At 41.1% G+C, this 20,877-nt stretch carries 18 protein-coding genes; 4 read left to right on the top strand and 14 right to left on the bottom strand.

The window, feature by feature from the left end:
* Positions 1-54: 54 nt before the first annotated feature.
* The 6 genes from AB0756_RS15265 to AB0756_RS15240 all read right to left on the bottom strand — a co-directional run bounded on the left by AB0756_RS15265 (position 55) and on the right by AB0756_RS15240 (position 6,157).
* Positions 55-1,242: a proton extrusion protein PcxA gene (locus AB0756_RS15265; RefSeq protein WP_408019884.1), complete on the bottom strand. Its 1,188-nt coding sequence runs from the start codon at positions 1,240-1,242 to the stop codon at positions 55-57.
* Between the two features lie 258 nt (positions 1,243-1,500).
* On the bottom strand, positions 1,501-2,175 hold the full coding sequence (locus AB0756_RS15260) for a carbonic anhydrase (protein WP_038080831.1): 675 nt from the start codon (positions 2,173-2,175) through the stop codon (positions 1,501-1,503).
* 75 nt (positions 2,176-2,250) lie between these two features.
* On the bottom strand, positions 2,251-2,874 hold the full coding sequence (locus tag AB0756_RS15255) for a P-II family nitrogen regulator (protein WP_202048751.1): 624 nt from the start codon (positions 2,872-2,874) through the stop codon (positions 2,251-2,253).
* A 110-nt stretch (positions 2,875-2,984) separates the two neighbouring features.
* Positions 2,985-3,965: a sodium-dependent bicarbonate transport family permease gene (locus tag AB0756_RS15250; protein WP_038080829.1), complete on the bottom strand. Its 981-nt coding sequence runs from the start codon at positions 3,963-3,965 to the stop codon at positions 2,985-2,987.
* A gap of 117 nt (positions 3,966-4,082) precedes the next feature.
* On the bottom strand, positions 4,083-5,471 hold the full coding sequence (locus tag AB0756_RS15245; RefSeq protein ID WP_038080828.1) for a sensor histidine kinase: 1,389 nt from the start codon (positions 5,469-5,471) through the stop codon (positions 4,083-4,085).
* A gap of 5 nt (positions 5,472-5,476) precedes the next feature.
* Positions 5,477-6,157, bottom strand: coding sequence for a response regulator (locus tag AB0756_RS15240; RefSeq protein WP_038080827.1), 681 nt, complete (start codon positions 6,155-6,157; stop codon positions 5,477-5,479).
* Positions 6,158-6,384: 227 nt separating this feature from the next.
* On the opposite strand from AB0756_RS15240, the gene AB0756_RS15235 reads away from it, so the two are divergent.
* Both AB0756_RS15235 and AB0756_RS15230 read left to right on the top strand, forming a co-directional pair.
* On the top strand, positions 6,385-6,657 hold the full coding sequence (locus AB0756_RS15235) for a cupin domain-containing protein (protein WP_038080826.1): 273 nt from the start codon (positions 6,385-6,387) through the stop codon (positions 6,655-6,657).
* 5 nt (positions 6,658-6,662) lie between these two features.
* Positions 6,663-7,406, top strand: coding sequence for a creatininase family protein (locus AB0756_RS15230; RefSeq protein ID WP_038080825.1), 744 nt, complete (start codon positions 6,663-6,665; stop codon positions 7,404-7,406).
* 104 nt (positions 7,407-7,510) lie between these two features.
* On the opposite strand, the gene AB0756_RS15225 is transcribed toward AB0756_RS15230, so the two are convergent.
* From AB0756_RS15225 to AB0756_RS15205, 6 genes are all read right to left on the bottom strand, one after another.
* Entirely contained in the window at positions 7,511-9,907 is a 2,397-nt protein-coding gene (locus AB0756_RS15225) for an EF-hand domain-containing protein (RefSeq protein ID WP_038080824.1), read from the bottom strand.
* A 368-nt stretch (positions 9,908-10,275) separates the two neighbouring features.
* Positions 10,276-11,289 (bottom strand): histone deacetylase family protein, encoded by a 1,014-nt coding sequence (locus AB0756_RS15220; protein WP_038080822.1) that lies wholly within the window; start codon positions 11,287-11,289, stop codon positions 10,276-10,278.
* Positions 11,290-11,392: 103 nt separating this feature from the next.
* On the bottom strand, positions 11,393-12,430 hold the full coding sequence (locus tag AB0756_RS40020) for a leucine-rich repeat domain-containing protein (RefSeq protein ID WP_336604413.1): 1,038 nt from the start codon (positions 12,428-12,430) through the stop codon (positions 11,393-11,395).
* Between the two features lie 9 nt (positions 12,431-12,439).
* Positions 12,440-13,423 (bottom strand): leucine-rich repeat domain-containing protein, encoded by a 984-nt coding sequence (locus AB0756_RS40015; RefSeq protein ID WP_050046192.1) that lies wholly within the window; start codon positions 13,421-13,423, stop codon positions 12,440-12,442.
* 417 nt (positions 13,424-13,840) lie between these two features.
* Entirely contained in the window at positions 13,841-15,232 is a 1,392-nt protein-coding gene (locus AB0756_RS15210; protein WP_038080820.1) for a malic enzyme-like NAD(P)-binding protein, read from the bottom strand.
* A gap of 173 nt (positions 15,233-15,405) precedes the next feature.
* Positions 15,406-15,669 carry a DUF5615 family PIN-like protein gene (locus AB0756_RS15205; protein WP_050046193.1) on the bottom strand — a complete coding sequence of 88 codons (264 nt, stop codon included), beginning with the start codon at positions 15,667-15,669 and terminating at the stop codon, positions 15,406-15,408.
* Between the two features lie 466 nt (positions 15,670-16,135).
* Here AB0756_RS15205 and AB0756_RS15200 point away from each other — a divergent pair, with 466 nt between their 5' ends.
* Positions 16,136-17,722 carry an alkaline phosphatase D family protein gene (locus tag AB0756_RS15200; protein WP_038080818.1) on the top strand — a complete coding sequence of 529 codons (1,587 nt, stop codon included), beginning with the start codon at positions 16,136-16,138 and terminating at the stop codon, positions 17,720-17,722.
* A 31-nt stretch (positions 17,723-17,753) separates the two neighbouring features.
* Here the strand turns inward: AB0756_RS15200 and AB0756_RS15195 are convergent, their stop codons facing one another.
* Positions 17,754-18,317, bottom strand: coding sequence for a Uma2 family endonuclease (locus AB0756_RS15195; protein WP_038080816.1), 564 nt, complete (start codon positions 18,315-18,317; stop codon positions 17,754-17,756).
* Between the two features lie 144 nt (positions 18,318-18,461).
* Positions 18,462-20,045, bottom strand: coding sequence for an alkaline phosphatase D family protein (locus tag AB0756_RS15190; protein ID WP_038080814.1), 1,584 nt, complete (start codon positions 20,043-20,045; stop codon positions 18,462-18,464).
* A 323-nt stretch (positions 20,046-20,368) separates the two neighbouring features.
* Here AB0756_RS15190 and AB0756_RS15185 point away from each other — a divergent pair, with 323 nt between their 5' ends.
* Positions 20,369-20,620, top strand: a complete 252-nt coding sequence (locus AB0756_RS15185) for a hypothetical protein (RefSeq protein WP_237266104.1) — start codon at positions 20,369-20,371, stop codon at positions 20,618-20,620.
* Positions 20,621-20,877: the final 257 nt, after the last annotated feature.

Raw genomic sequence — 20,877 nt, 5'->3', positions numbered from 1 at the left:
ACGCATCTAAAGATTGTATTCACCTACAAGGCGAAACTCAACTTTTAAAATTCTTTACTCATTCATATTTTTGAGTGTTGCCACAGCTGAAGGTGATATCTGATTCAAATAGCGGAAAACCCAATACTTGAATATGGTATCCAAAATTACAGGGAATGTAGCAATGAAAAGGAAAATCGCGTTTCTATCTGCAGGAATACCTAAATGAGTTGCTATACTTTCCAGGATAACTTCCCATCCATGTGGTGAATGGAATCCCACAAAAATATCTGTGAATAAAATAATGATGAATGCTTTAGCGCTATCACTCAAACCATAGACAATCTCATTTAGAAGAGTTTTAACCGCTGCTACCCCTCTTTTATTTGTCAAGACAACGCCTGCAAAAGCAACTAAACCCAGTAAGTCTGCAAAAACGTTTGCAACGGCACTATTGCTTTTACGTTTGAACTCTTCAGCTATCTCCATTACCTTCACTGATACTTTTTCTTCAATAGCTTCGGAAGAAATTTGAGGAGAATGTTTTAGCAATCTCTCAAATTTTAATTCTTCTTCAAAAGACTGCAATTGTTTGAAAGCTTCTTCTTTCATTTCCCAATTTAGAAAAATGGATGTACTTTCACCACTGCGAAAATGCTCTACAGCAGGAAGTATTAAAAAATGCTTTGAAACTTCTTGAGTCAATAGAGGGATCAAAATTAATAATCCTAAAAAGTTGATAGCTAGCCTGGTTGTTTTACGGGATGCTTGAAAGGTCCTGACTACTTCTTCTTCAGAATTCCGACTTATATCATTTGTAATTTTCCGAATTGTTTTCCCAATCGATCTAGGAAGGATACCAGTTTTCTGGGTAACAGGTTCAATACCGCTCGAACTGAGTTGAGATGAACTTTTTAGGAGTGGTTGTGAATATTCTAACTTTGAGAGAATAGATTTTTGAGGAGAATCCTCAGATGCAGATCTAGATATTTCTACCTCCCGCTCGTTGTATCTTGTAAGAACCTCATCAATTAATTTTAGTTTTTCTAAAAAAGCATAATTAGAGTTTTTTAAAAAAAAGCGACTTATCTTAAATTCAGCAATTCTAATTTTAATGGTATTTAAATATTTTTCAACGTCTGTTTGAAAACAGTCCAAGACATTTTGGCTGTACTCTCCCCCTTGAGTAGATACTTTGTCACCTCCAAAATGTTCCAACTCAATATTTTTAATTTTTAAGGCAATTTGATAAGCCTGCTCCAACGCTCTTTCTGAAGTGTTAAAGAACCACTGATTGCTTTCATGAAGAAAATGATTTATTTTGTTAAGGAACTTATCTGACTTCGAGGGCGTGATGTAATTTTTCATGTCTCTGGTAGATATTTGATTTTATAAAAAAGTAGGTAGATAAAATTTTAATGAAGATACAAATAGAAAATAAAGTTAGAACAATGTTTGTATTAACTGTAGCTCTATTTATCTACCTAAAAATTTAAAAAAACATCTAACTTTTTTAGAAGCTTAGCCAGTTTGCAAACAAGCTAAAGGATCGGGAACGGGAAAAGCGTCGGAACAAAGAGGAACAAACTTACGATTATTGGCATCATAGGCAACTATTTGTCCTGTTTCTATTTCATAAACCCAAGCATGAAGAGATAACTTACCAGCGTGCAATTTAGAACGAATTACGGGATAAGTTTCTAAATTTTCAATCTGAGTCAGTACATTCTCTTCCACAGCTATTTTTAGAAGTGCTTCTCCATCATAATCCTTGTAATTTTCTCGTAAAAGACGACGAGTAGACTCTGCGTGTTGCTTTAACCAGCTGTAAACTAAAGGCATTTCATCGGATAAAGTATTTAACTGTAGGAGAGCTTTCATACTACCACAGTGAGAATGACCGCAAACAATAACGTGCTTAATATTTAAGGCGGAAACCGCATATTCTATCCCCGCACCTTCGCTATTATTATAACTTCCGTGTGTTGGAATGATATTACCCAAATTCCGGATGATAAAAAGCTCTCCTGGTTTTGTTTGAGTTAATAAATTTGGGTCGATGCGGGAGTCGGAACACGTTATGAAGAGAATTTCAGGAGTTTGTCCTTGAGACAACTGACGAAACATTTCCTGATGAATAGTGAAATAATTCGTCTGAAATTCGTTAAGTCCTTTGATAATTCGTTTAATTGGCATTGTGGAATTCATGTTCTTTTCATTTTACTTGTATTGTTTATTGAGTAGTAGCACCTTTGTAAGGTTAACCTAAAGTTAGTGATTGACCCATTTTGCATCAGTCACCAGACACATACCTCCTATTTTCTTTAAAATAGGAGTTATTTTTTGTACTAAGCTGTCCAATTGTTTCTCATTTGTACAGACTGTCATAATATAACTACTACTAAATAAACAGTCTATATCCGGACAAGATAAACCTCGATCGCCTTTACCTGAAGTGTCTTTAATAATTGTATAACCTGACACTGAGACAGTTTCTAAAATTTTTAGAGTTTCTTCAATGTAAGAGTTGTCCATGATAATTTCTACCTTTTTGACTTCTTGCATAACAGCGATCGCTAAATCTATATTTTGGGGAACTCGTTCTGATGAAACTGATTTAGTTTCAGTTACCAAACAGACACCGCCGATTCGTTTTAAGATAGGTAAAATGTCACTTACAAGGTAATTTAATTGCTTGTAATCTGTGCAAACAGTTGAAATATAACTATTGCTGAACTCTCGACCTAAATCGTTGTAGCAAACACCCCGTTCGCCTTTACCTGAAGTATTTTCTATCAATGTATATCCAGAAAGTCTAACTGAATCCAAGATATCTATGACTTCTCTAAGTTCTAAGGTGCTAACAATAATTTCTACTCGATTAACGAGTTGCATAGCTGGTACCAATTTTGGATTTTAGATGTTTGGTTGCTAAATTGTGTACTTGAACCATTTTAAACTACACAAACAAGACTATTAACAAGACTATTCATGCTAAATGGGAGTTATACACCAATCATTTTCAGAATCTGTAAGTAGAGGGGAATACCTACAATAATATTGAAGGGGAATGTTAAAGCAAGAGCCATAGAAACATAAAGGCTGGGATTGGCTTCAGGAACTGTTAATCTCATAGCTGCAGGAACAGCAATATAAGAAGCGCTAGCACATAAAACGGCAAATAAAAGCCCATTTCCTTCCCCCATTCCCAGAAGTTTTGAGATTAAAATTCCAAAAATGGCATTTGCAACGGGAATAAAGACGGAAAATGCTATCAAGAAAGAGCCTGTTTTGCTTAAGTCTTTAATTCTTCTGGCTGCGACTAATCCCATATCCAGTAAAAAGAACGTTAGCGCACCATAGAAAATCCCTTGAGTGAATGGTTGCAGCTTTTCCCAACCTTTTTCTCCTGTAAGGACTCCAACTATTAAACTACCCACAAGTAGAAAAACAGAGCCGTTTAAAAAAGCCTCTTGCAGTACTTTACCCCACGAGAATTCACCGTCAGCTTCACCTTCTGTCTTATTAGCAAAGACTCTAACAAGAACCAATCCGACAATAATAGCTGGAGACTCCATCAAGGCTAATGCTGCAACCATATGTCCCCCATATGCAATGTGCAATTTCTCCAGGAAAGAGCTAGCTGTAATAAAAGTGACTGCACTAATAGAACCGTAAGTAGCCGCGATCGCAGCTGCGTTATAGAAATCCAGCTTAAGTCTCAAGATAAAGAAGGTATATACTGGGACGATTGAAGCCATGACAATCGCAGCGACGAGAGTGGCTGCTATTTGTAAGTTAATCCCACTGTCTGCGAGTTCGTGTCCTCCCTTAAACCCAATTGCTAAAAGTAAATAAAGAGAAAATAATTTGGGTAAGGGTTGAGGAATTTCTAAGTCCGATTTCAAAAAAACAGCCAGCATTCCCATAAAAAAGAATAAAACTGGCGGATTTAAAATGTTAAATAGGATTAAACTGCCATCCATTGATTTTTTCTTTCCTAAGCATTACAAATCTTAATGAACTGATATACAAATTAGTTCATGTATCTTAAGAAAATAGTGAGAATGGCTTAAGAATGTTCTTAGGGTTACGTTTGCATTTTAAAATGGCAATTGTACGGTGAAAGTCGTTAGTCGCTCGGGCTGACTTGTGACATGAAGAGTACCGCGATGCAAGCGAACAATTTCATGGGCGATCGCCAGCCCCAATCCCGATCCACCCGTACTGCGGGAACGATCGCTCTCAGCACGATAGAAACGCTCAAACAAATGGGGTAAGTGTTCTGCTTCGATTCCCTTACCCGTATTAGTCACTGTCACTGTAGCCTGTCCCCTATCTTGAAATGCTCTTACCGTTACTTGACCTTCATAAGGAGTGTACTTAATGGCATTATCCAATAAATTTAAAAACAGGCTCGTTAAGTGGTCGGAGTTACCAGCAATGTGAAGTGAGGAGTTTATAGCAACACTTATTGTAATATTCTTAATTTCCGCTAAAGGCTGAATTTGTTCTATCAGGACTTCTAATAGGTCGCTCAAATCAATATTTGTCCAACTCAATTGGTATTCAGATTCGCTTTGATCCAAACGAGTCAGAAAAAGCAATCCATTAGCAAGCCGAATCAAGCGATCGACTTCCCGTTGTAATTCTCGCAAGGTACTCTCATATTCTTCAACAGTCCGCGATCGACTCAAAGTCACACCAAGTCGTCCTTTAATCACTGTTAGAGGCGTGCGTAACTCGTGGGATGCATCAGCGGTAAATCGTCTTTCATGCTCAAAAGCCGCTTGCAAGCGATCTAACATCTTATCTATGGTGATAGCTAATCGTCCGACTTCATCCATGGAACCTCGATAACCAATCCGTTGGGTAAAATCACCAGGACCGATGGCTTGTGCGGTGCGGATAATGCGATCGATAGGACGTAACGCCCGTTCAGCCAAAAATAATCCTCCAAATGCAGCCACTAAGAGAATTAAAGGACAACTAAAAACCATCAAAGTCAGCAGATGTTCTGATGCTTTAGAAATTGGTTCAAGAGATTGAGCAACTTGCAACCAACCAGATGTTGGGGATAAAGGTAATGGTTTAGTGTAAACTCGCCAAATTCTATTATGTTCGGTTACGTTAGTGTACCCTGCTTTTATATGCCTGGTTGATGGTACAACTTGATAGCTACCAATGCCATCCCATACGTCACCCTTAGGTGAAATTAACCGCACGGCAAAGCCAGCATTCGCTAGCTGATGGGTAATTGTTTCTGAGTGGTTTGTTATCTTAAAAGCAGGATGACCGCTCATTTCGATAACTTCAGCAAAGGTTTCAGAAGCAGCAACCTGCAAAGCTGTATCTAGTTGACCGAGTAAACTACTTTCTAATTGAATATATAGGTAAGTGCTAAAAAGTACCAGCGTACAGCCCAAAAGTACTATGTACCACGCTGTTAGACGTGTCCTAATCGTACTTTTACTAAATCGTAAAAAAAACATAAAAATTAACTAACGGAACAAGACTTCAGGCAATATCCTACTCCTCTGACTGTATGGAGTAATGGCTGGTCAAAACCTTTGTCTATTTTCCGTCTGAGATAACCGACATACACATCAACAACATTGGAATCGCTGTAGAAATCAAAATCCCAGACGTGTTCTCCTATTTGGGTTCGGGTCACTACGGAATTAGAGTTACGCAATAAATATTCTAAAAGTTTAAATTCTAAGGGGCTGAGTTCGATCGCTCGCCCCCCACGCTGAACTTCTCTTTTCACGACATCCATAGTTAAATCCCCTATCTGCAACATGGTATTAAATTGTAGTGGAGGGCGACGTTGTAAAGCCCGCAAACGTGCTAGGAGTTCTGAAAATGCAAAAGGTTTAACCAAGTAGTCATCCGCACCCCGATCTAATCCTTTAACCCGGTCTTCTACAGTATCCCGTGCAGTTAGCAGTAACACTGGCGTTTGAATTTTTTGGCTCCGGAATTCGCTCAGTAGCTTCAACCCATCAATATTAGGTAGCATGATGTCTAATATGATAATATCGTACTCCACAGAGGAGACATATTCCCGACCCTCTTCACCATCGGAAGCAACATCTACAGCGTACCCCGTTTCTCTGAGACCTTGACTGATGAATTCGGCAATACCTGGTTCATCTTCAACTAGCAAAATTCGCATATTTGTACAGTTTACATGAGTTAGATGTTTGTTGACTGGTCATAAAAATAACAAAATTTTAAGAGGTTTACCACAATATTTGCTGGACTTAGATAAGTTGACTCAGTGACCTTTGCTCTGGAAATAACTTGCCCTTGCAGTTGCATTATGCTGTAATTCAACAACACTAACTTTTTTAAAAAATATCGAAGAGTCTTTTTGAATATCATTCTTAGGAGAGATGAAATATGGACATCAAGATAGAACGTCAGCCGATCCAAGAACGCCTTAAAGAGTTAGATGTCTTTCAATGGCCAATTTGGACTAAGGAAGCCTCGAAGTTTCCATGGACTTACCAGGAGCAAGAAACTTGTTACTTTTTAGAAGGAGATGTGCTTGTGACTCCTGATGGCGGTCAACCAGTGCAAATGGGCAAAGGAGATTTAGTCACATTTCCGGCTGGAATGTCCTGCACCTGGGACATTAGAAGCGATGTCAAAAAACATTATTGTTTTGAGTAGAAAAAATGCTGTTACATTTGAGTACTTGGCAAGAAGTAGAAGTTTATCTCCAGCAGTCTCAAGGTATCATTTTACCTATAGGCTCTACGGAGCAACACGGGCCCACGGGATTGATTGGCACAGATGCAATTTGTGCAGACGCGATCGCTCGTGGCGTGGGAGAGGCGACTCATGCAATTGTTGGTCCAACAATAAATGTTGGTATGGCGTTGCATCATACAGGATTTCCCGGCACGATCAGTTTGCGTCCGAGTACGATGATTCAACTCGTGCGGGACTACACTACCTCTCTGGCAAAAGCTGGTTTTACCAAGTTTTATTTTATTAACGGGCATGGGGGTAACATTGCGACCCTCAAGGCAGCTTTTTCTGAAACATACGCCCACTTGGAAGATTTACAAATTCCCAATGCCCATAAAGTGCAATGTCAAATTGCTAACTGGTTTATGTGTAGTTCGGTTTACAAGCTAGCAAAAGAATTATACGGCGACCAAGAAGGTTCTCATGCAACACCCAGTGAAGTAGCCGTAACCCAGTATGTTTATCCAGAAGCAATCAAACAAGCGACTCTTTCTTCAGAAGTTGGTAGCGGACATAAAATTTATGGTGCAACTGACTTTCGCCAAAAATATCCAGATGGCAGGATGGGTTCAAATCCTGCCTTAGCAACACCCGAACACGGTCAGCAGTTCTATGAATTAGCCGTCAAAGAACTGAGTCAGGGGTATCTGGAGTTTTTGAACAATTGAATTACCTACACACTCCACTTAGACTACGTGCGAGGTTTCTGACGTTTCACCTGCTGAACTTTCATAAAACCTCCGCAATTGTGTGGGGTCGAAGATGGAGGTATTTAAATCACTTCTACAAATACGCCGCTGCGGGCATACTCCTCCTCTTCAGGCGTAAAGTAAGGAGTTCGATCGATAATTGTTGGGTCAAAGCGGTAGGTTTCCTGAAGAAATTGTCCGGCGATCGCAGCTGCTTCCAATTCTTTAATATAATCTTCAGCTAGGACGCAAGCTTCCTTGATGCCTGACTCATCGCCTTTCTCCAGTAGCTTTTGCAGCGTTGCTCTTACCCCAGCCAGCCGCGATGCTGGTTTGATAATCCCATAGAGGCGGTGTAATCGATCGACGGAGATGCTGAGATGTTTGAGTGCTTTGCTTCGTGCCAATTCGGAGTCGAGACTGGGCCAATAGCGGGTAGTATAAAAAGCTTTCTCATCCTTATGATACCACTCTTCGGAGCGAGCAATTGATGAGGAGACGGTGTTGTGTAGTTTCCAGAAAAATAAGCGCAAGGCGGGGCCATCTACAACTGTAGACAGTTTTGCCTCCATCGATACCTCAAAATTATTGAGTTGCGGGTCGCGCCCGAGTAATAGATATTCTACTGGGTACATATCGACTTCTTTGTTCTGTACCACATACATATTGAGGTGGTGGCGACAGTAAGGACAGGGGTACATCGTGGCAAATAGTTTAAAAAAGTCTTGGAATACTGCTACCAGCGTTTTTTGCTCTGCATCTGGCTTGGCACAGACAATTTCCGCTGTGGTGTGGAAGAAACGCCACACGGCAGGGCCAATGTAATAAGGAAAGCTGACCCGCATCTGGGAATCCTTAACATCACTTCTTGCCAAATAAACATCAATAAATGCTACATACTGGGATAGCGCCCCTGACTCGCGACCAAACTCTTGACGTTCACGCCGTTTTTGCACGCCATTGAGATAGTGATGTGTCAAACGCCATGCCTGCTTCACAGCTAGCTTTTGTTTGGGAGTACATTGAGAAAAGTTCTGTACTACATCCGCTCCATAGCGGTCAAATTCTCCAGATGCTTTGGTAGCTTCATACCATTGAGTTAAAGCCGCTTCATCAGGTACGGTGTTGCTTTGGATATCTGTAGCAGTGTTGACACTGAAGGCGGCTAGCAGTTTTGGCATGAAATCTTCATACCAGTAAGCCACTGGCATCATTGCACCGGATATTTCTTCTGACGCATCTGAGAGGATGACGCGGTGCCATTGCTGGAGGTAATCTTTGGGATCGCCTGCTGATTTGGGGGGTGGTGGAGCAAGTTCTGCATTTAGTTCCATCTGTCTGAGGCGGTTGAGTTCGTTGATGGCAAGGACACCTGTAGCAATATCGCGAAAGCTGAATTGCTTTTTCTTCACGGTAATTGCGAACTCGACTCCCGCAGCAAACTTCTCTCTGACGGAAATTGATTTACGGCGTGCTTCCTGCATCGCTTGCTCCTCAACCAGCATCTGGGGTGTTTTTGCGATGGTGTTCCAGTTTTTGATACGGTCTTGGAGTCGGGCGTATTCTGCTTCGATGGATTCAACAACTGCATCTAACAGGGGGTAACAAGCTTTTTCTACAACATCTAACCCTTTATACAATGCGATTGCTTTCTCCACAAACTGCACAAAGTCGTTAATTTTGTAGGGCAAGTTTCTCACGCGCAGGTGCGTTTCATGGTTGGCGGAGAAGCTTTCACGGAAGCTGCGGTAGGCGGCTCCTTGAATCAAGCGGAATAACCCAATTTGCATTTGCAGGCGAGAAGTGGCGCGTTCTTTTTGGTCTTGTGGGTGTTGGGCGAGCAGTTCTTTGAGTCGCGCTACTTCTTTGTCGTCGCTCTTGATTTGCTGTCCGGAAGATGTGATGGTTAATAAGGTAGGTGCTTGCGTAGTAGCCGCAGCTATATCTGAGGTGACGGTGGGTGGATTATTTGCAGGGTAACTCGTCAAAAAAATGGGTGAATCTTTATAGCCACTCGTAATTTCTGACTCTTGTGGAACCAGTTTCATGAACTCTTGAAAGTCAATTGAGGCATCGCCATCGCCATCGACCTCTTTAATCATCTCATCAAGTTCTTTATCCGTCAGCCCAAACTGACTCATGATGCTGTGTAGTTCGTTTGTTGTAATCTGACCGCTACCGTCTTCATCAAACACACTGAATGCTAGCTTAAGACGGCTTTTGCGATCGCCTTGCATTGACACCATCAGGGTTTTGAATTCCTCAAAATCAATACTACCTGATAAGTCTACGTCTACTTCTTTGATCATATCTCGCAAATCGGTGTCATTTGGACTTTGCCCCAGCGATCGCATGACTTGCCCTAATTCATTTGCTGAGATGGCACCGCTACCGTCAGCATCAAATACTTTGAATGCTTCCCACAGCTTTGTCACTTCTTCTTCAGTCATCACCTTTTTTTCTAGTTCTACAGTTGCCATCAATATCATTCCTCCCTTTTTTGAGTATGGTAAAAACATTAGAATGCTTTGAATCTCACGTCAAGCAAGTAACAGTTTTATTGGAATGTTGAGTTAACAACAAAAGCTATCGGAAATTAATAATAATTAAAAAGAATAAGGGACTCTAGAGAAAAAGATATAGGTTTATTGCAACGATTCATAAAAAATCGTCATATTGCTTTTACAAAAACTTACAAGGAGTTTAAAACTGATTATTTCCTCAAGATTGCGCCACTAAGTCTTTTCAGTTTGGAAGGCGGTTATGAATTAGACAGTCTTTCTCTATTTGTGTTTGAGACAGTCAAACAATGTTTAAAAAAATTTGTTGTATATGCCTAAAAAATTGTTTAACTGCTGGCTAAAATCTCTACATGGCTTAAGGCAGCCGATACAGTTACAGGTAATTTATACCCGCCTCCATGAGTAGATATGACTGGAATTAATGATTCTTTAGCTAACTCTAACACTTTTAAAGTTAATAATTTAAATTCTTGATTGGTCCAATCTGTAATTCCTTTTCCACAATCATCTTGATGTGAGTCATAGCCAGAAAATATTAAAATTAAATCAGGTGTCCAAGGTATCTGTAATAGTGCTTCTTGAAAAGCATTTAAACTTTCATGGCTTGTATAAAATTTTCCATCTATCCCCAATTTAGTTAAAACTTCCACTGCAAAGTTTTGTGGAATTAGAGGGATATTGCAGTGTCCGACTGCAAGTCCAACGGTAGTTGTACCTGCTTTTAAGTCAGAAGCTTTAGCCATATAAAGGTCAGTACCATTATGTATACTTATACAGTAAACATTTCGATCGTTAACAAAAATAGATTGCGTTCCATCACCATGATGAATATCCCAATCAACAATTAATATTTTTTGAAACCCCTGTATTTGAGCATATTTAGCTGCTGCTGCTAAAGGATTGAGTAAACAATACCCATGCCCCCAATCTGTATGTGCATGATGTCCTGGTAGACTAAAACAGTAAGCACGCTCTAATACTCCCTTTTTCATGCGATCTATTGCTTCGAGTAATCCTCCCAAGCTGTACAAATAACTAGGTAGACAATATTCTAATCCTTCACATTCACCACCATTTCTTGGCAATGAATTATCAATTTTATCATGTTGACTTAAAGCTTTAAAAACTAGATTTTTCAGATAAATATCTTTATGAACTTGCAGATAATCAGTTAACTGAGCTTTTCGTATTGGTAGTATTGGATAATTAGTTAATTGTTTGGCTAATTCAAGTCTGACTTGACTGTAGTATGGGAATGAATAACCTATCCAAGAAATCGTATGACTTGGTTTAGATGTGTAACAAGTATGTGGATGTAGGTAAACAGCAAATTTTGTCATAACTATTTTTTATAGTTTCATAGCAATATTTAATTCCCATATTCTCGCTTTTAAAGTTTCAAATTCATTCTATAAAAAATTAAAAGGCTGTATATGAATTTCTCTAAGTATCTTTTCTACGTAAAAAATCAGGTAAAATAGGGACTAGATTACCATGAAGCTCCAGTTCTTTCAGATTTGGTAATTGTGCAATTTCTTTTGGAAGTTTGCTCAGTTGATTGCTGTCCAGGTAGAGACATTCTAAATCAGTTAGTTGTCCAATTTCTTTTGGTAGACTGCTCAATTGATTGCTCTCCAAGTTGAGCGAAGACAAGTTAGTAAGTTGTCCAATTTCTTTTGGCAAACGTCTCAATTGATTGTTCCCCAAGTTAAGCAAATACAAGTTAGTGAGTTGTCCAATTTCTTTTGGCAGACTGCTCAATTGATTGTTGCTGAGGTCGAGCCAGTCCAAGTTAGTAAGTTTTCCAATTTCTTTTGGCAGACTGGTCAGTTGATTACTGTCTAGATCGAGCCATTTCAAGTTGATAAGTTGTCCAATTTCTTTTGGTAGACTGCTCAATTGATTGTTGCTGAGGTCGAGCCAGTCCAAGTTAGTAAGTTGTCCAATTTCTTTTGGCAGACTGGTCAGTTGATTACTGTCTAGATCGAGCCATTTCAAGTTAGTAAGTTGTCCAATTTCTTTTGGTAGACTGCTCAATTCATTGTCGATGAGATCAAGCGACCGCAAGTTGATAAGTTGTCCGATTTCTCCTGGCAGACTGCTCAATTGATTGTCGCTGAGGTTAAGCGTTTGCAAGTTGATGAGTTGTCCGATTTCTCCTGGCAGACTGCTCAATTGATTATTGCTCAAGTCGAGGGTGTACAAGTTAGTGAGTTGTCCAATTTGTTTTGGTAAACTACTCAGTTTATTCTTGCCCAAGTCGAGGGTTTGCAAGTTAGTGAGTTGTCCAATTTCTCCTGGCAGACTGCTCAATTGATTATTGCTCAAGTCGAGGATGTGCAAGTTAGTGAGTTGTCCAATTTCTCCTGGCAGACTGCTCAATTGATTATTGCTCAAGTCGAGGGTGTGCAAGTTGGAGAGTTGTATAATTTCTCTTGGCAAACTGCTAAATTGATTATTGTTCAAGTCGAGGATGTGCAAGTTGATAAGTTATCCAATTTCTCCTGGCAGACTACTCAGTTGATTACTCTGTAAAACAAGCGCTTGCAAGTTGATAAGTTCTCCAATTTCTCCTGGCAGACTGCTCAGCTGATTACAGCCCAAGTCGAGCCATTCCAAGTTGGTGAGTTGTGCAAATTCTCTTGGTATACTACTTAGTTGATTAACGCTCAACTTGAGCGATCGCAAGTTGGAGAGTTGTATAATTTCTCTTGGCAGACTGCTCAGTTGATTACTGCTCAAGTCGAGCAATTCCAAGTTAGTGAGTTGTGCAATTTCTCCTAGCAGACTACTCAGTTGATTACTCTGTAAAACAAGCGCTTGCAAGTTGGTAAGTTGTGCAATTTCTCCTGGCAGACTGCTCAGCTGATTACAGCCCAAGTCGAGCCATTCCAAGTTCGAGAGTTGTGCAATTTCTCCTGGCAAACTGCTCAATTGATTGCAGTGGAGACCGAGAGATCGCAGATTGGTAAGCTGTCCAATTTCCTTCGGCAAAGCGCTTAGTTGATTATTGTTTAGGTTGAGCGATCGCAGGTTGGTAAGTTGTCCGATTTCTCCTGGCAGACTACTCAGTTGATTACTCCATAGGTTAAGCTTTTGCAAGTTGGTGAGTTGTCTAATTTCTTCTGGCAGACTGCTCAGTTGATTATTACTTAGGTTGAGGATTTGCAAGCTGATGAGTTGTCCAATTTCTGGCGGTACGCTAGTTAAGCTATCATTGCCAATCACCTGAAGTTCTTCAAGATGATTGAGAAATCCAATTACAGGAGGTAAAGCACTTAGGTTGTTCCCAATAATACCGACAATATTGCCCTGTTCATCATATTTATACTTGCCAAGAATTAGCTTTTTAAGTTGAGTCAGTTTGCCAATTTCAGGGGGTAAAGCTGTCAATTCTTTGCCAGAGAGGTCTAGTTCTGTTATACCTTCTGATGCTGCTTGTTCAATTATACGTAATAATTCTTTATCGATCATCACCCAATACTGCCCGGTTAAAGAAAATAGAGAGGAAAAAGTGTCAACAAGTGTTGGCGTTTTGTCTACGCGAACAAACGGGAGAATTGAACTTACTTTTTCTCTTTCAGGCTCTCGTATAAATCTACCCAGTTTTACCTCAAAAACTCGAACTCTTCAAGCTGAATTTCCCACCCTATTTTCCCTTAACCGAGCAGTATTGGACCTCGCCGATTTCTGTGTGTTTCAATGTCCGAAAAGGCGTCTCAGATTGGCAAGAACGGTTAAGAGAGTATGTAGACACTCTCATTGCAGAAATCCCCAACAAGGGTAGTAATGGGTAAATATGGGTAGATATTAAGTTACAGCTACTTACCCTTGCTTTCATCCCCCAGTTCCGCAAGCTACACTAGGGGACTTCCCGCGAGGAGGGTTAGATTAACTTCTGGCAATACCTTCTTGACGTGCTGCACGTTGTACAGCTCCTGCAACAGCTGTCACGACACGTTCATCAAACACGGAAGGAATGATGTGCTCTTTGTCAAGGTCAGAAGGGTTTACTAAAGATGCGATCGCAGTTGCCGCTTCTAAGTACATATTAATAGTAATTGTTGCTGCCCTACAATCCAAAGCACCCCGGAAAACACCAGGAAAAGCCAAAACATTATTGATTTGATTTGGGTAGTCACTGCGACCTGTTGCCATAACAGCAACATCGTCTTTGACCAATTCTGGTTGAATTTCGGGAATTGGATTTGCCATTGCAAATACAATCGGATCTTTTGCCATAGAACGCACCATTTCTGGTGTTAGGACTCCCGGTACGCTAACGCCGATAAAGACATCAGCCCCTTGCAATGCACCAGCTAAAGTCCCTTGGGCTTTAACAGCAAATTCGCGCTTTTCTTCTGTAAGGTCTGTACGATTGACAGAAAGAATCCCTTTGGAATCGCACATCCAAATTTTTTCTGCTCCTGCTTTGCGGAGCAATCGAGCACAAGCGACTCCCGCTGCTCCTGCACCATTAATAACGATGCGAACGTCTGCGATAGATTTATGGACTAGCTTCAAGGCATTTAACAACGCAGCTAATGTGACGATAGCCGTACCGTGCTGGTCATCGTGAAAAACAGGAATATCTAGTTCCTGTCTCAGTCTGGCTTCAATTTCAAAACAACGAGGAGCGGCAATATCTTCTAAGTTCACTCCCCCAAAGACTGGTGCAATATTTTTAACAGCTTCGACAATTTTGTCAGTGTCTTGAGTCGCCAAGCAAATGGGAAAAGCATCAAGTCCTGCAAATTCCTTGAATAGCATGGCTTTGCCCTCCATAACTGGCAAAGCCGCCGCCGGACCGAGATTTCCCAATCCCAAGACTGCGCTACCATCAGTAACAATAGCTACAGTATTTTGTTTAATTGTTAAATTGTAAACTTCTTCAGGATTTTGAGCGATGGCATTGCATATGCGCCCTACTCCCGGCGTATAAGCCATTGCTAAATCGGAGACACTCTTAAGAGGTATTCTACTGGCAATGCTAATTTTTCCACCACGATGCAAATTAAAAGTGCGGTCATAGACATTCAAGACCTTTATATCTGGTAAGGCTTTAACCGCTTGTACAATTGTCTCTGCATGCTCGGTGCTAGCAGCATCGACGGTGATATCGCGAATCGAAACAGCTCTTGTCTGTTCTATAAGGTCAATTTGGCCAAAGTTACCACCACCAGTTGCGATCGCTTTGGTCACAGTCGCCAACATTCCAATGCGGTTGGGGATTTCTACCCGGATTGTCACGCTAAAACTAGAATTAGGAGTCAGGTCTGCCATTCTTTGTTGATTCTTTCTGGATGTGAGAGTGAGATGCTCACTATACGTTAAACCTTAAAACCAGATTTTTTACTGTCAGAAGTAAAAATTGAGTAACACTTCAGTATACATAGTAACAATTCAGTATACAAGATATTCCTATTCCGCCAGTAAAATCGCCTCACGAAAATCGCCTAACTAGCTGGACGTACCACACGGATTAGTTTTCCCTGTAAAGTTCCCTCTGCTGTTACAGCCTCATTTATCCGTGCTGCAAATTGTTCCCAGTTACGATTGTTAGTACAAACTACAATACCGAAGTGTTTGGAATTACGACGATGCAAACGGATAAAATCGTCTCTGTTGATAGTCAAAATCGAGCGTTCTTGGCTGATGGCAAATGCCAGCACGTCCTCATCAGGTATACCTTGCTCTGCATTCCCAGCATCCTGAACTATTTACAATCTTGTATGTGTCAGAAAATTAGTTATGTGCATTGATTTGAAGAGATTATGTTTTGTTGATTAATTTCAGCTTTTGAGCTTAGTGTCACTTAAAATATAAAGTTTTGTATCAGCATTCAACATTTCTGCTCTAGAACCGTCAAGACAGTAGTCAAAATCGAGGAGAAAAAACTAAGTTTTTTGTTCAGATGCTTCCAACAGCGCGTCTCTGTAAGAAACAGCTAACGTAAACCTTACTACTGGACATCCTTGAATTATTTTTCTCCTAATCCCTCATTAACTTAGCTTTAACCACAAATTGGCTGTTACTTGACAGGCTGTTAACGTTTACTTGATAAGGTTTTTACTTAACATATCTCGGGATAACTCAGGCTTAAGTGAGATTAACAACACTCTAGAAACTCCACGAAATCGCTCCTCTCAATGCCCCTGGGTTTCCCAAACTCTGAAGGAGGTATCCGTGCGCCGTTCAAATTTTGAGAATTATTTGTCAACAAAAATCAAAAGGAGAAACCTGTTAATTGGTGCTGGTGGGTTTTTAGGTTTTACAATTGCCAGCCAATGGTCACGTAGAGTACTAGCCCAGCCAAAGTTTTCTGCCTATCCTTTCACTCTTGGTGTTGCATCTGGAGATCCATTACCAAATGGAGTGGTTTTGTGGACGCGTTTAGCGCCCGATCCACTGAATGGTGGTGGTGTACCACAGGAAAATATTCTTGTACGGTGGCAATTAGCAGCCGATGCAAGTATGACAAAAGTGGTGCAGAAGGGCTTTGCTGTAGCAACTCCAGAACTAGGTCACTCCATACACGTTGACGTTCAAGGCTTAGAACCCGATAGGGTTTATTGGTATCAATTTAAGGTCGGAAATGAACTTAGCCCGATCGGACGTACTCGTACTGCACCCGCTTTAGGAACATCCATTAGTCAACTCAATTTTGCCTTTGCTTCTTGTCAGGAATACCAAAGCGGTTTTTACACAGCCTACAAATTCATGGCTGAAGAAGACTTAAACTTTGTTGTCCACTTGGGCGATTACCTTTACGAAGGTGGAATTAGCACCAGCCCCACAAGGGTGCGGGAGCACAATAGTCCGGAAATCATTACTTTGAAGGACTACCGCAACCGCTATGCCCTGTACAAGAGCGACCCAGATTTACAAGCATCTCATGCAGCTTTTCCTTGGATTGTGACTTGGGATGACCATGAGGTAGATAATAACTGGGCGGGTTTTATCCCAGAAGACCCAGATAGACAGTCGCCCGAACAATTTCGCCAGCGTCGTAGAGCCGCTTTCCAAGCATACTACGAGCATATGCCCTTACGCTTGAGATCGTTTCCAACGGGTGACGATCTCAAACTTTATCGGCGGTTTGCATTTGGCGATCTGGCTTATTTCCACGTGCTTGATACTCGTCAATATCGTTCAGATCAAGTCTGCTTGCAAACTTTTCCCTCTGCACCAGATTGCCCGGAGAGACTCGATTCTTCTCTCACTTTGACTGGTAAAGAACAAGAGGAATGGCTGTTTAAAGGATTGGAGCGATCGCCAGCCCAATGGAATGTTTTAGCTCAACAAATCTGGTTTGGACAAATTGACTATCAACCAGGAGCGGAAAAAGCATTCAATATGGATCAATGGGATGGTTATCCTGCTGCAAGGCAAAGAATTCTAGACTTTATAGAAAACCGTCGCCCATCCAATCCCGTGATTATCACAGGTGATTGGCACTCTTTCTGCGTTCAAGATATCAAGAAAAATTTTGACGATCCAAGTTCCGAAACCCTAGCTACTGAATTTGCTGGTACATCAATTAGTTCTCTTTGTTCTTGGGCTCCAAACGTCCAAGCAAACTTATCTGAAAACCCCCACGTCAAGTTTTTTAACGGTGATGTGCGAGGCTATATCAGCTGTCAAATTACACGCAATACTTGGCGGAGCGATTATCGAGCCGTTTCAACGACTGCTAACCGAGATGCTGCTACTATTAGCAACATTGCTTCGTTTATCGTTACTAGCGGACAACCGGGCGCTCAGAAGATTTAGTTCAATGGTTAAAGGTTGACCAATCTACTAACTAACTGCCCATCTTTAACCAACCGAAAACTTGTTCGGCAGTTAATTCAATTTCAATTTCTGGCAACACAGGTACAGAGCCTTTTCCCTGGATTAGCAATGGCTGTCGCTCTGGTAAAAACACTAAGATACTGAGGTCATCAGGATCGAGAAACCATCCAAGGCGACTGCCATACTCCAGACAGTGGAGAATGTTGCCAATCACTTTATTGGGTTTTTGTTCTGGCGAGAGAATCTCAATTGTCCAGTCTGGAGGGATTTCAAAGTTATCGGGAACTTCATTATCGATTGTAAATGAGATGCGTCTCCACTGAAATACAGCCACATCGGGTACGATTGAGCGATCTCCAAAGCTACACCGTAATTCAGGAAACCCATAGGCAATCTTTTTGTCTTCTGCAACTTGATTAATTACAGCACAAAGTTTGCATTGCAGGCGGCTGTGTCTCCCTTTCGGCATTGGCTTTTGAACAATCTCACCGTTGATGTACTCGCTTGCAGGATTGGTTTCTGGAAGCTTGAGAAATTCTTGTAGGCTGAGCGGTTTGGTAATTGTGTCACTCATGGCTCCAAAAATCCTGCATAACGAGCTGTTTCTTAGTCTAGCAAAGTATAGTAGGTTCAATCGCTGTTCTGCCAAACCTTTTCGACTAGCACAAGCGCGATACGGCTTTAGCTGTTAAGTGCGATTCGTTCACATATTTGCTACTTACTTTACAGTTCCCCCATTTGGAAGCTCAAAGGATGCAGCCGTGGTAATTGGTGCATTAGGATCGGGAACATTTGCTCCGGTAGGTGGAGACTGTGGTAGCAATCTATAATCACTTCTCCAACGTTCGTGAGTCAAGTCGCAACGAACATAACCGCGTTGCCGTCCGTTAAAATACTTTATCCAGGGGCTTTCGGGTAAAGCTGCTTCAATTCTGTCACTAGCGCTGAAACCGGAGGTAATAGAAGTACCCACAAACTCAGTCCCCACTACAGGAGAATTGGGGTTGTTAAAGTCTGCTAAAAGGTCACTAACCCAACTTGAGTGAGTGTCACCGCTGATAACAACTGGGTTAGAGGGTCTGCGTTGATTGAAGAAATCAAGGATGCGTTGACGCGCAGCTACATAACCATCCCAAGCATCAACGTTAAAAGCAGACTCTTCTCCCGCAGTCCAATCATGTTGGGTAAAGACTATTTGTTGGGCAAGAACGTTCCAACGAGCCTTGGAACGGTCAAGATTATTAAACAGCCATTTCTCCTGTTTGGCACCAGTCAAAGTAGCAGATGGGTCAAAAGCCTGTTCACAACGGGGTTTGATTCCGTCATCACAAGGCTGATCGGTACGATATTGACGGGTATCCAACACGTTAAATTCTATTAGGTCACCAAATGTGAGACGTCGATAAAGTTGCAGATCGATGCCTTCTGGTTTTGAGAAAGGACGCAGTGGCATATGTTCGTAATAGGCTTGGAAAGCAGCAGCACGACGAGCAAGAAATTGCTCTCGGGTCTGTAATTCTGGGTCTTGAGGAATTTCATCCGCCCAGTTGTTGTCTACTTCATGGTCGTCCCAAGTCACAACCCAAGGGAAAGCAGCATGAACGGCTTGTAAATCTTCGTCAGTTTTGTAAAGGGCATGGCGGTTGCGATATTCTTCAAGCGTAACGGGTTCCGGTCCGTTGTGCTGTCTGATACGAGCGGGATTTGCCGCTCCTTCGTATATGTAATCACCAAGATGCACAACGAGATCGAGTTCCTCTTTTGCCATATGCTTATATGCTGCATAGTAGCCATCTTCCCAATTCTGACAAGAAGCAAATGCAAAGCGGAACTGTTCGATTTTTTGTCCAACAACAGGAGCAGTACGAGTGCGTCCAATAGGGCTGATTTCGTTGCCTGCTTTAAACTGATACCAGTACCATCGCGCCGGTTGCAATCCCTCTACAACAACGTGTACTGAGTGTCCTAATTCGGGAATCGCATAGGTTGTTCCACTCCGCACAACCTTCGTCATTTTTTCATCAGTAGCAACTTGCCATTGTACGGGGACATTTTCTGATGGCATTCCACCTCCATTCAATGGATTGGGAGCCAATCGCGTCCAAATGACAACACTTCTGGGATAGGGCTCTCCTGATGCGACACCAAGACTGAATGGGTAGTTGGAGAATTGAGGTTGAGCATTAACTTTACTTGTCCACTGGGTTGTCAGCGCTAAACCTGTTAAGAATCCACCACCAATTAAAAGATTGCGACGCTTCAACGGGGTTGATAGCAATCGCTCGATGTGCAAATGCTCCATGACCAATATTGCCTCTTAAGTATTAGCAGGGCTTTTTTCTAAACCCTGAAATAAATTTCTTGTCACAATTGACTTTGTTCAGATACCCGACTTCTCAAAGAAGTTGGGTATCTGGTTAGTTCTGACTTTTTACAATACGCACCCAAAGATTAACAATTTAGAATCCAATGTATAGTTAAGGGACTGTTAAATATTGCTTAATATTATCTTGAATATTTGCGTTTATTTAGAATTAATATAAATAATGAGCTATAAATTTTATCAATATGAGTATACTAAAACATCTTTCTTTGGTAGTAATACTTACGCTCTCTTTTTCAATAATGCTTCCTGCCCATGCATCTTTTTGCCATAATGACAACGGGCATCAGATTTGTATTATTGATATCAAACGGAGTGCCAAAAATTATTGGGAATACAGGGCTGTTATGAGTGTTGATGGGGTGAAAAAACCTGTTGAGGTTTACAATTGTCGCGATCGCCTTAAAATTCAAAAAGACGGAACTGCTTTGCCTTTTACAAAAAACGATCCGGGAGAACTAATATGTAAGTTCTTCAGGAAAAAGTACAATTGATAAATCGCCTGTATCACTGGACTTACCGCCTATGCAGGCTAATTAGATGCATCTTTATGTGCGAACCACAAATTATTTCTTACTTCTCTTAACTGTCCTTGTGTTTTTGCTCTATTACTGAGAATATTTCAGCATAGTTTCACGCTGGAATTCCTAAAATTAGCTATTCTCGATCTTACTTCTAAGTAGAGAGGCGCAAAAAAACCGAATTATATAACGAAGCCTAAAAATCTCTTCCCTTCTGCCATCTTCCTTGT

The sequence above is a fragment of the Tolypothrix campylonemoides VB511288_2 genome (assembly GCF_045999855.1).
In the GTDB taxonomy this organism is placed as follows: Bacteria; Cyanobacteriota; Cyanobacteriia; order Cyanobacteriales; family Nostocaceae; genus Scytonema; species Scytonema bouteillei_A.
This window is presented reverse-complemented; position numbering and strand designations above follow the sequence as displayed.

Coding starts and splice junctions, on each gene's coding strand:
- AB0756_RS15220 (WP_038080822.1), bottom strand. CDS start 11,289: ATGACAAAATTTGCTGTTTACCTACATCCACATACTTGTTACACATCT.
- AB0756_RS15255 (WP_202048751.1), bottom strand. CDS start 2,874: ATGCAACTCGTTAATCGAGTAGAAATTATTGTTAGCACCTTAGAACTT.
- AB0756_RS15225 (WP_038080824.1), bottom strand. CDS start 9,907: ATGGCAACTGTAGAACTAGAAAAAAAGGTGATGACTGAAGAAGAAGTG.
- AB0756_RS15250 (WP_038080829.1), bottom strand. CDS start 3,965: ATGGATGGCAGTTTAATCCTATTTAACATTTTAAATCCGCCAGTTTTA.
- AB0756_RS15230 (WP_038080825.1), top strand. CDS start 6,663: ATGCTGTTACATTTGAGTACTTGGCAAGAAGTAGAAGTTTATCTCCAG.
- AB0756_RS15195 (WP_038080816.1), bottom strand. CDS start 18,317: ATGAGTGACACAATTACCAAACCGCTCAGCCTACAAGAATTTCTCAAG.
- AB0756_RS15245 (WP_038080828.1), bottom strand. CDS start 5,471: ATGTTTTTTTTACGATTTAGTAAAAGTACGATTAGGACACGTCTAACA.
- AB0756_RS15190 (WP_038080814.1), bottom strand. CDS start 20,045: ATGGAGCATTTGCACATCGAGCGATTGCTATCAACCCCGTTGAAGCGT.
- AB0756_RS15235 (WP_038080826.1), top strand. CDS start 6,385: ATGGACATCAAGATAGAACGTCAGCCGATCCAAGAACGCCTTAAAGAG.
- AB0756_RS15260 (WP_038080831.1), bottom strand. CDS start 2,175: ATGCCAATTAAACGAATTATCAAAGGACTTAACGAATTTCAGACGAAT.
- AB0756_RS40015 (WP_050046192.1), bottom strand. CDS start 13,423: ATGATCGATAAAGAATTATTACGTATAATTGAACAAGCAGCATCAGAA.
- AB0756_RS15185 (WP_237266104.1), top strand. CDS start 20,369: ATGCTTCCTGCCCATGCATCTTTTTGCCATAATGACAACGGGCATCAG.
- AB0756_RS15210 (WP_038080820.1), bottom strand. CDS start 15,232: ATGGCAGACCTGACTCCTAATTCTAGTTTTAGCGTGACAATCCGGGTA.
- AB0756_RS15240 (WP_038080827.1), bottom strand. CDS start 6,157: ATGCGAATTTTGCTAGTTGAAGATGAACCAGGTATTGCCGAATTCATC.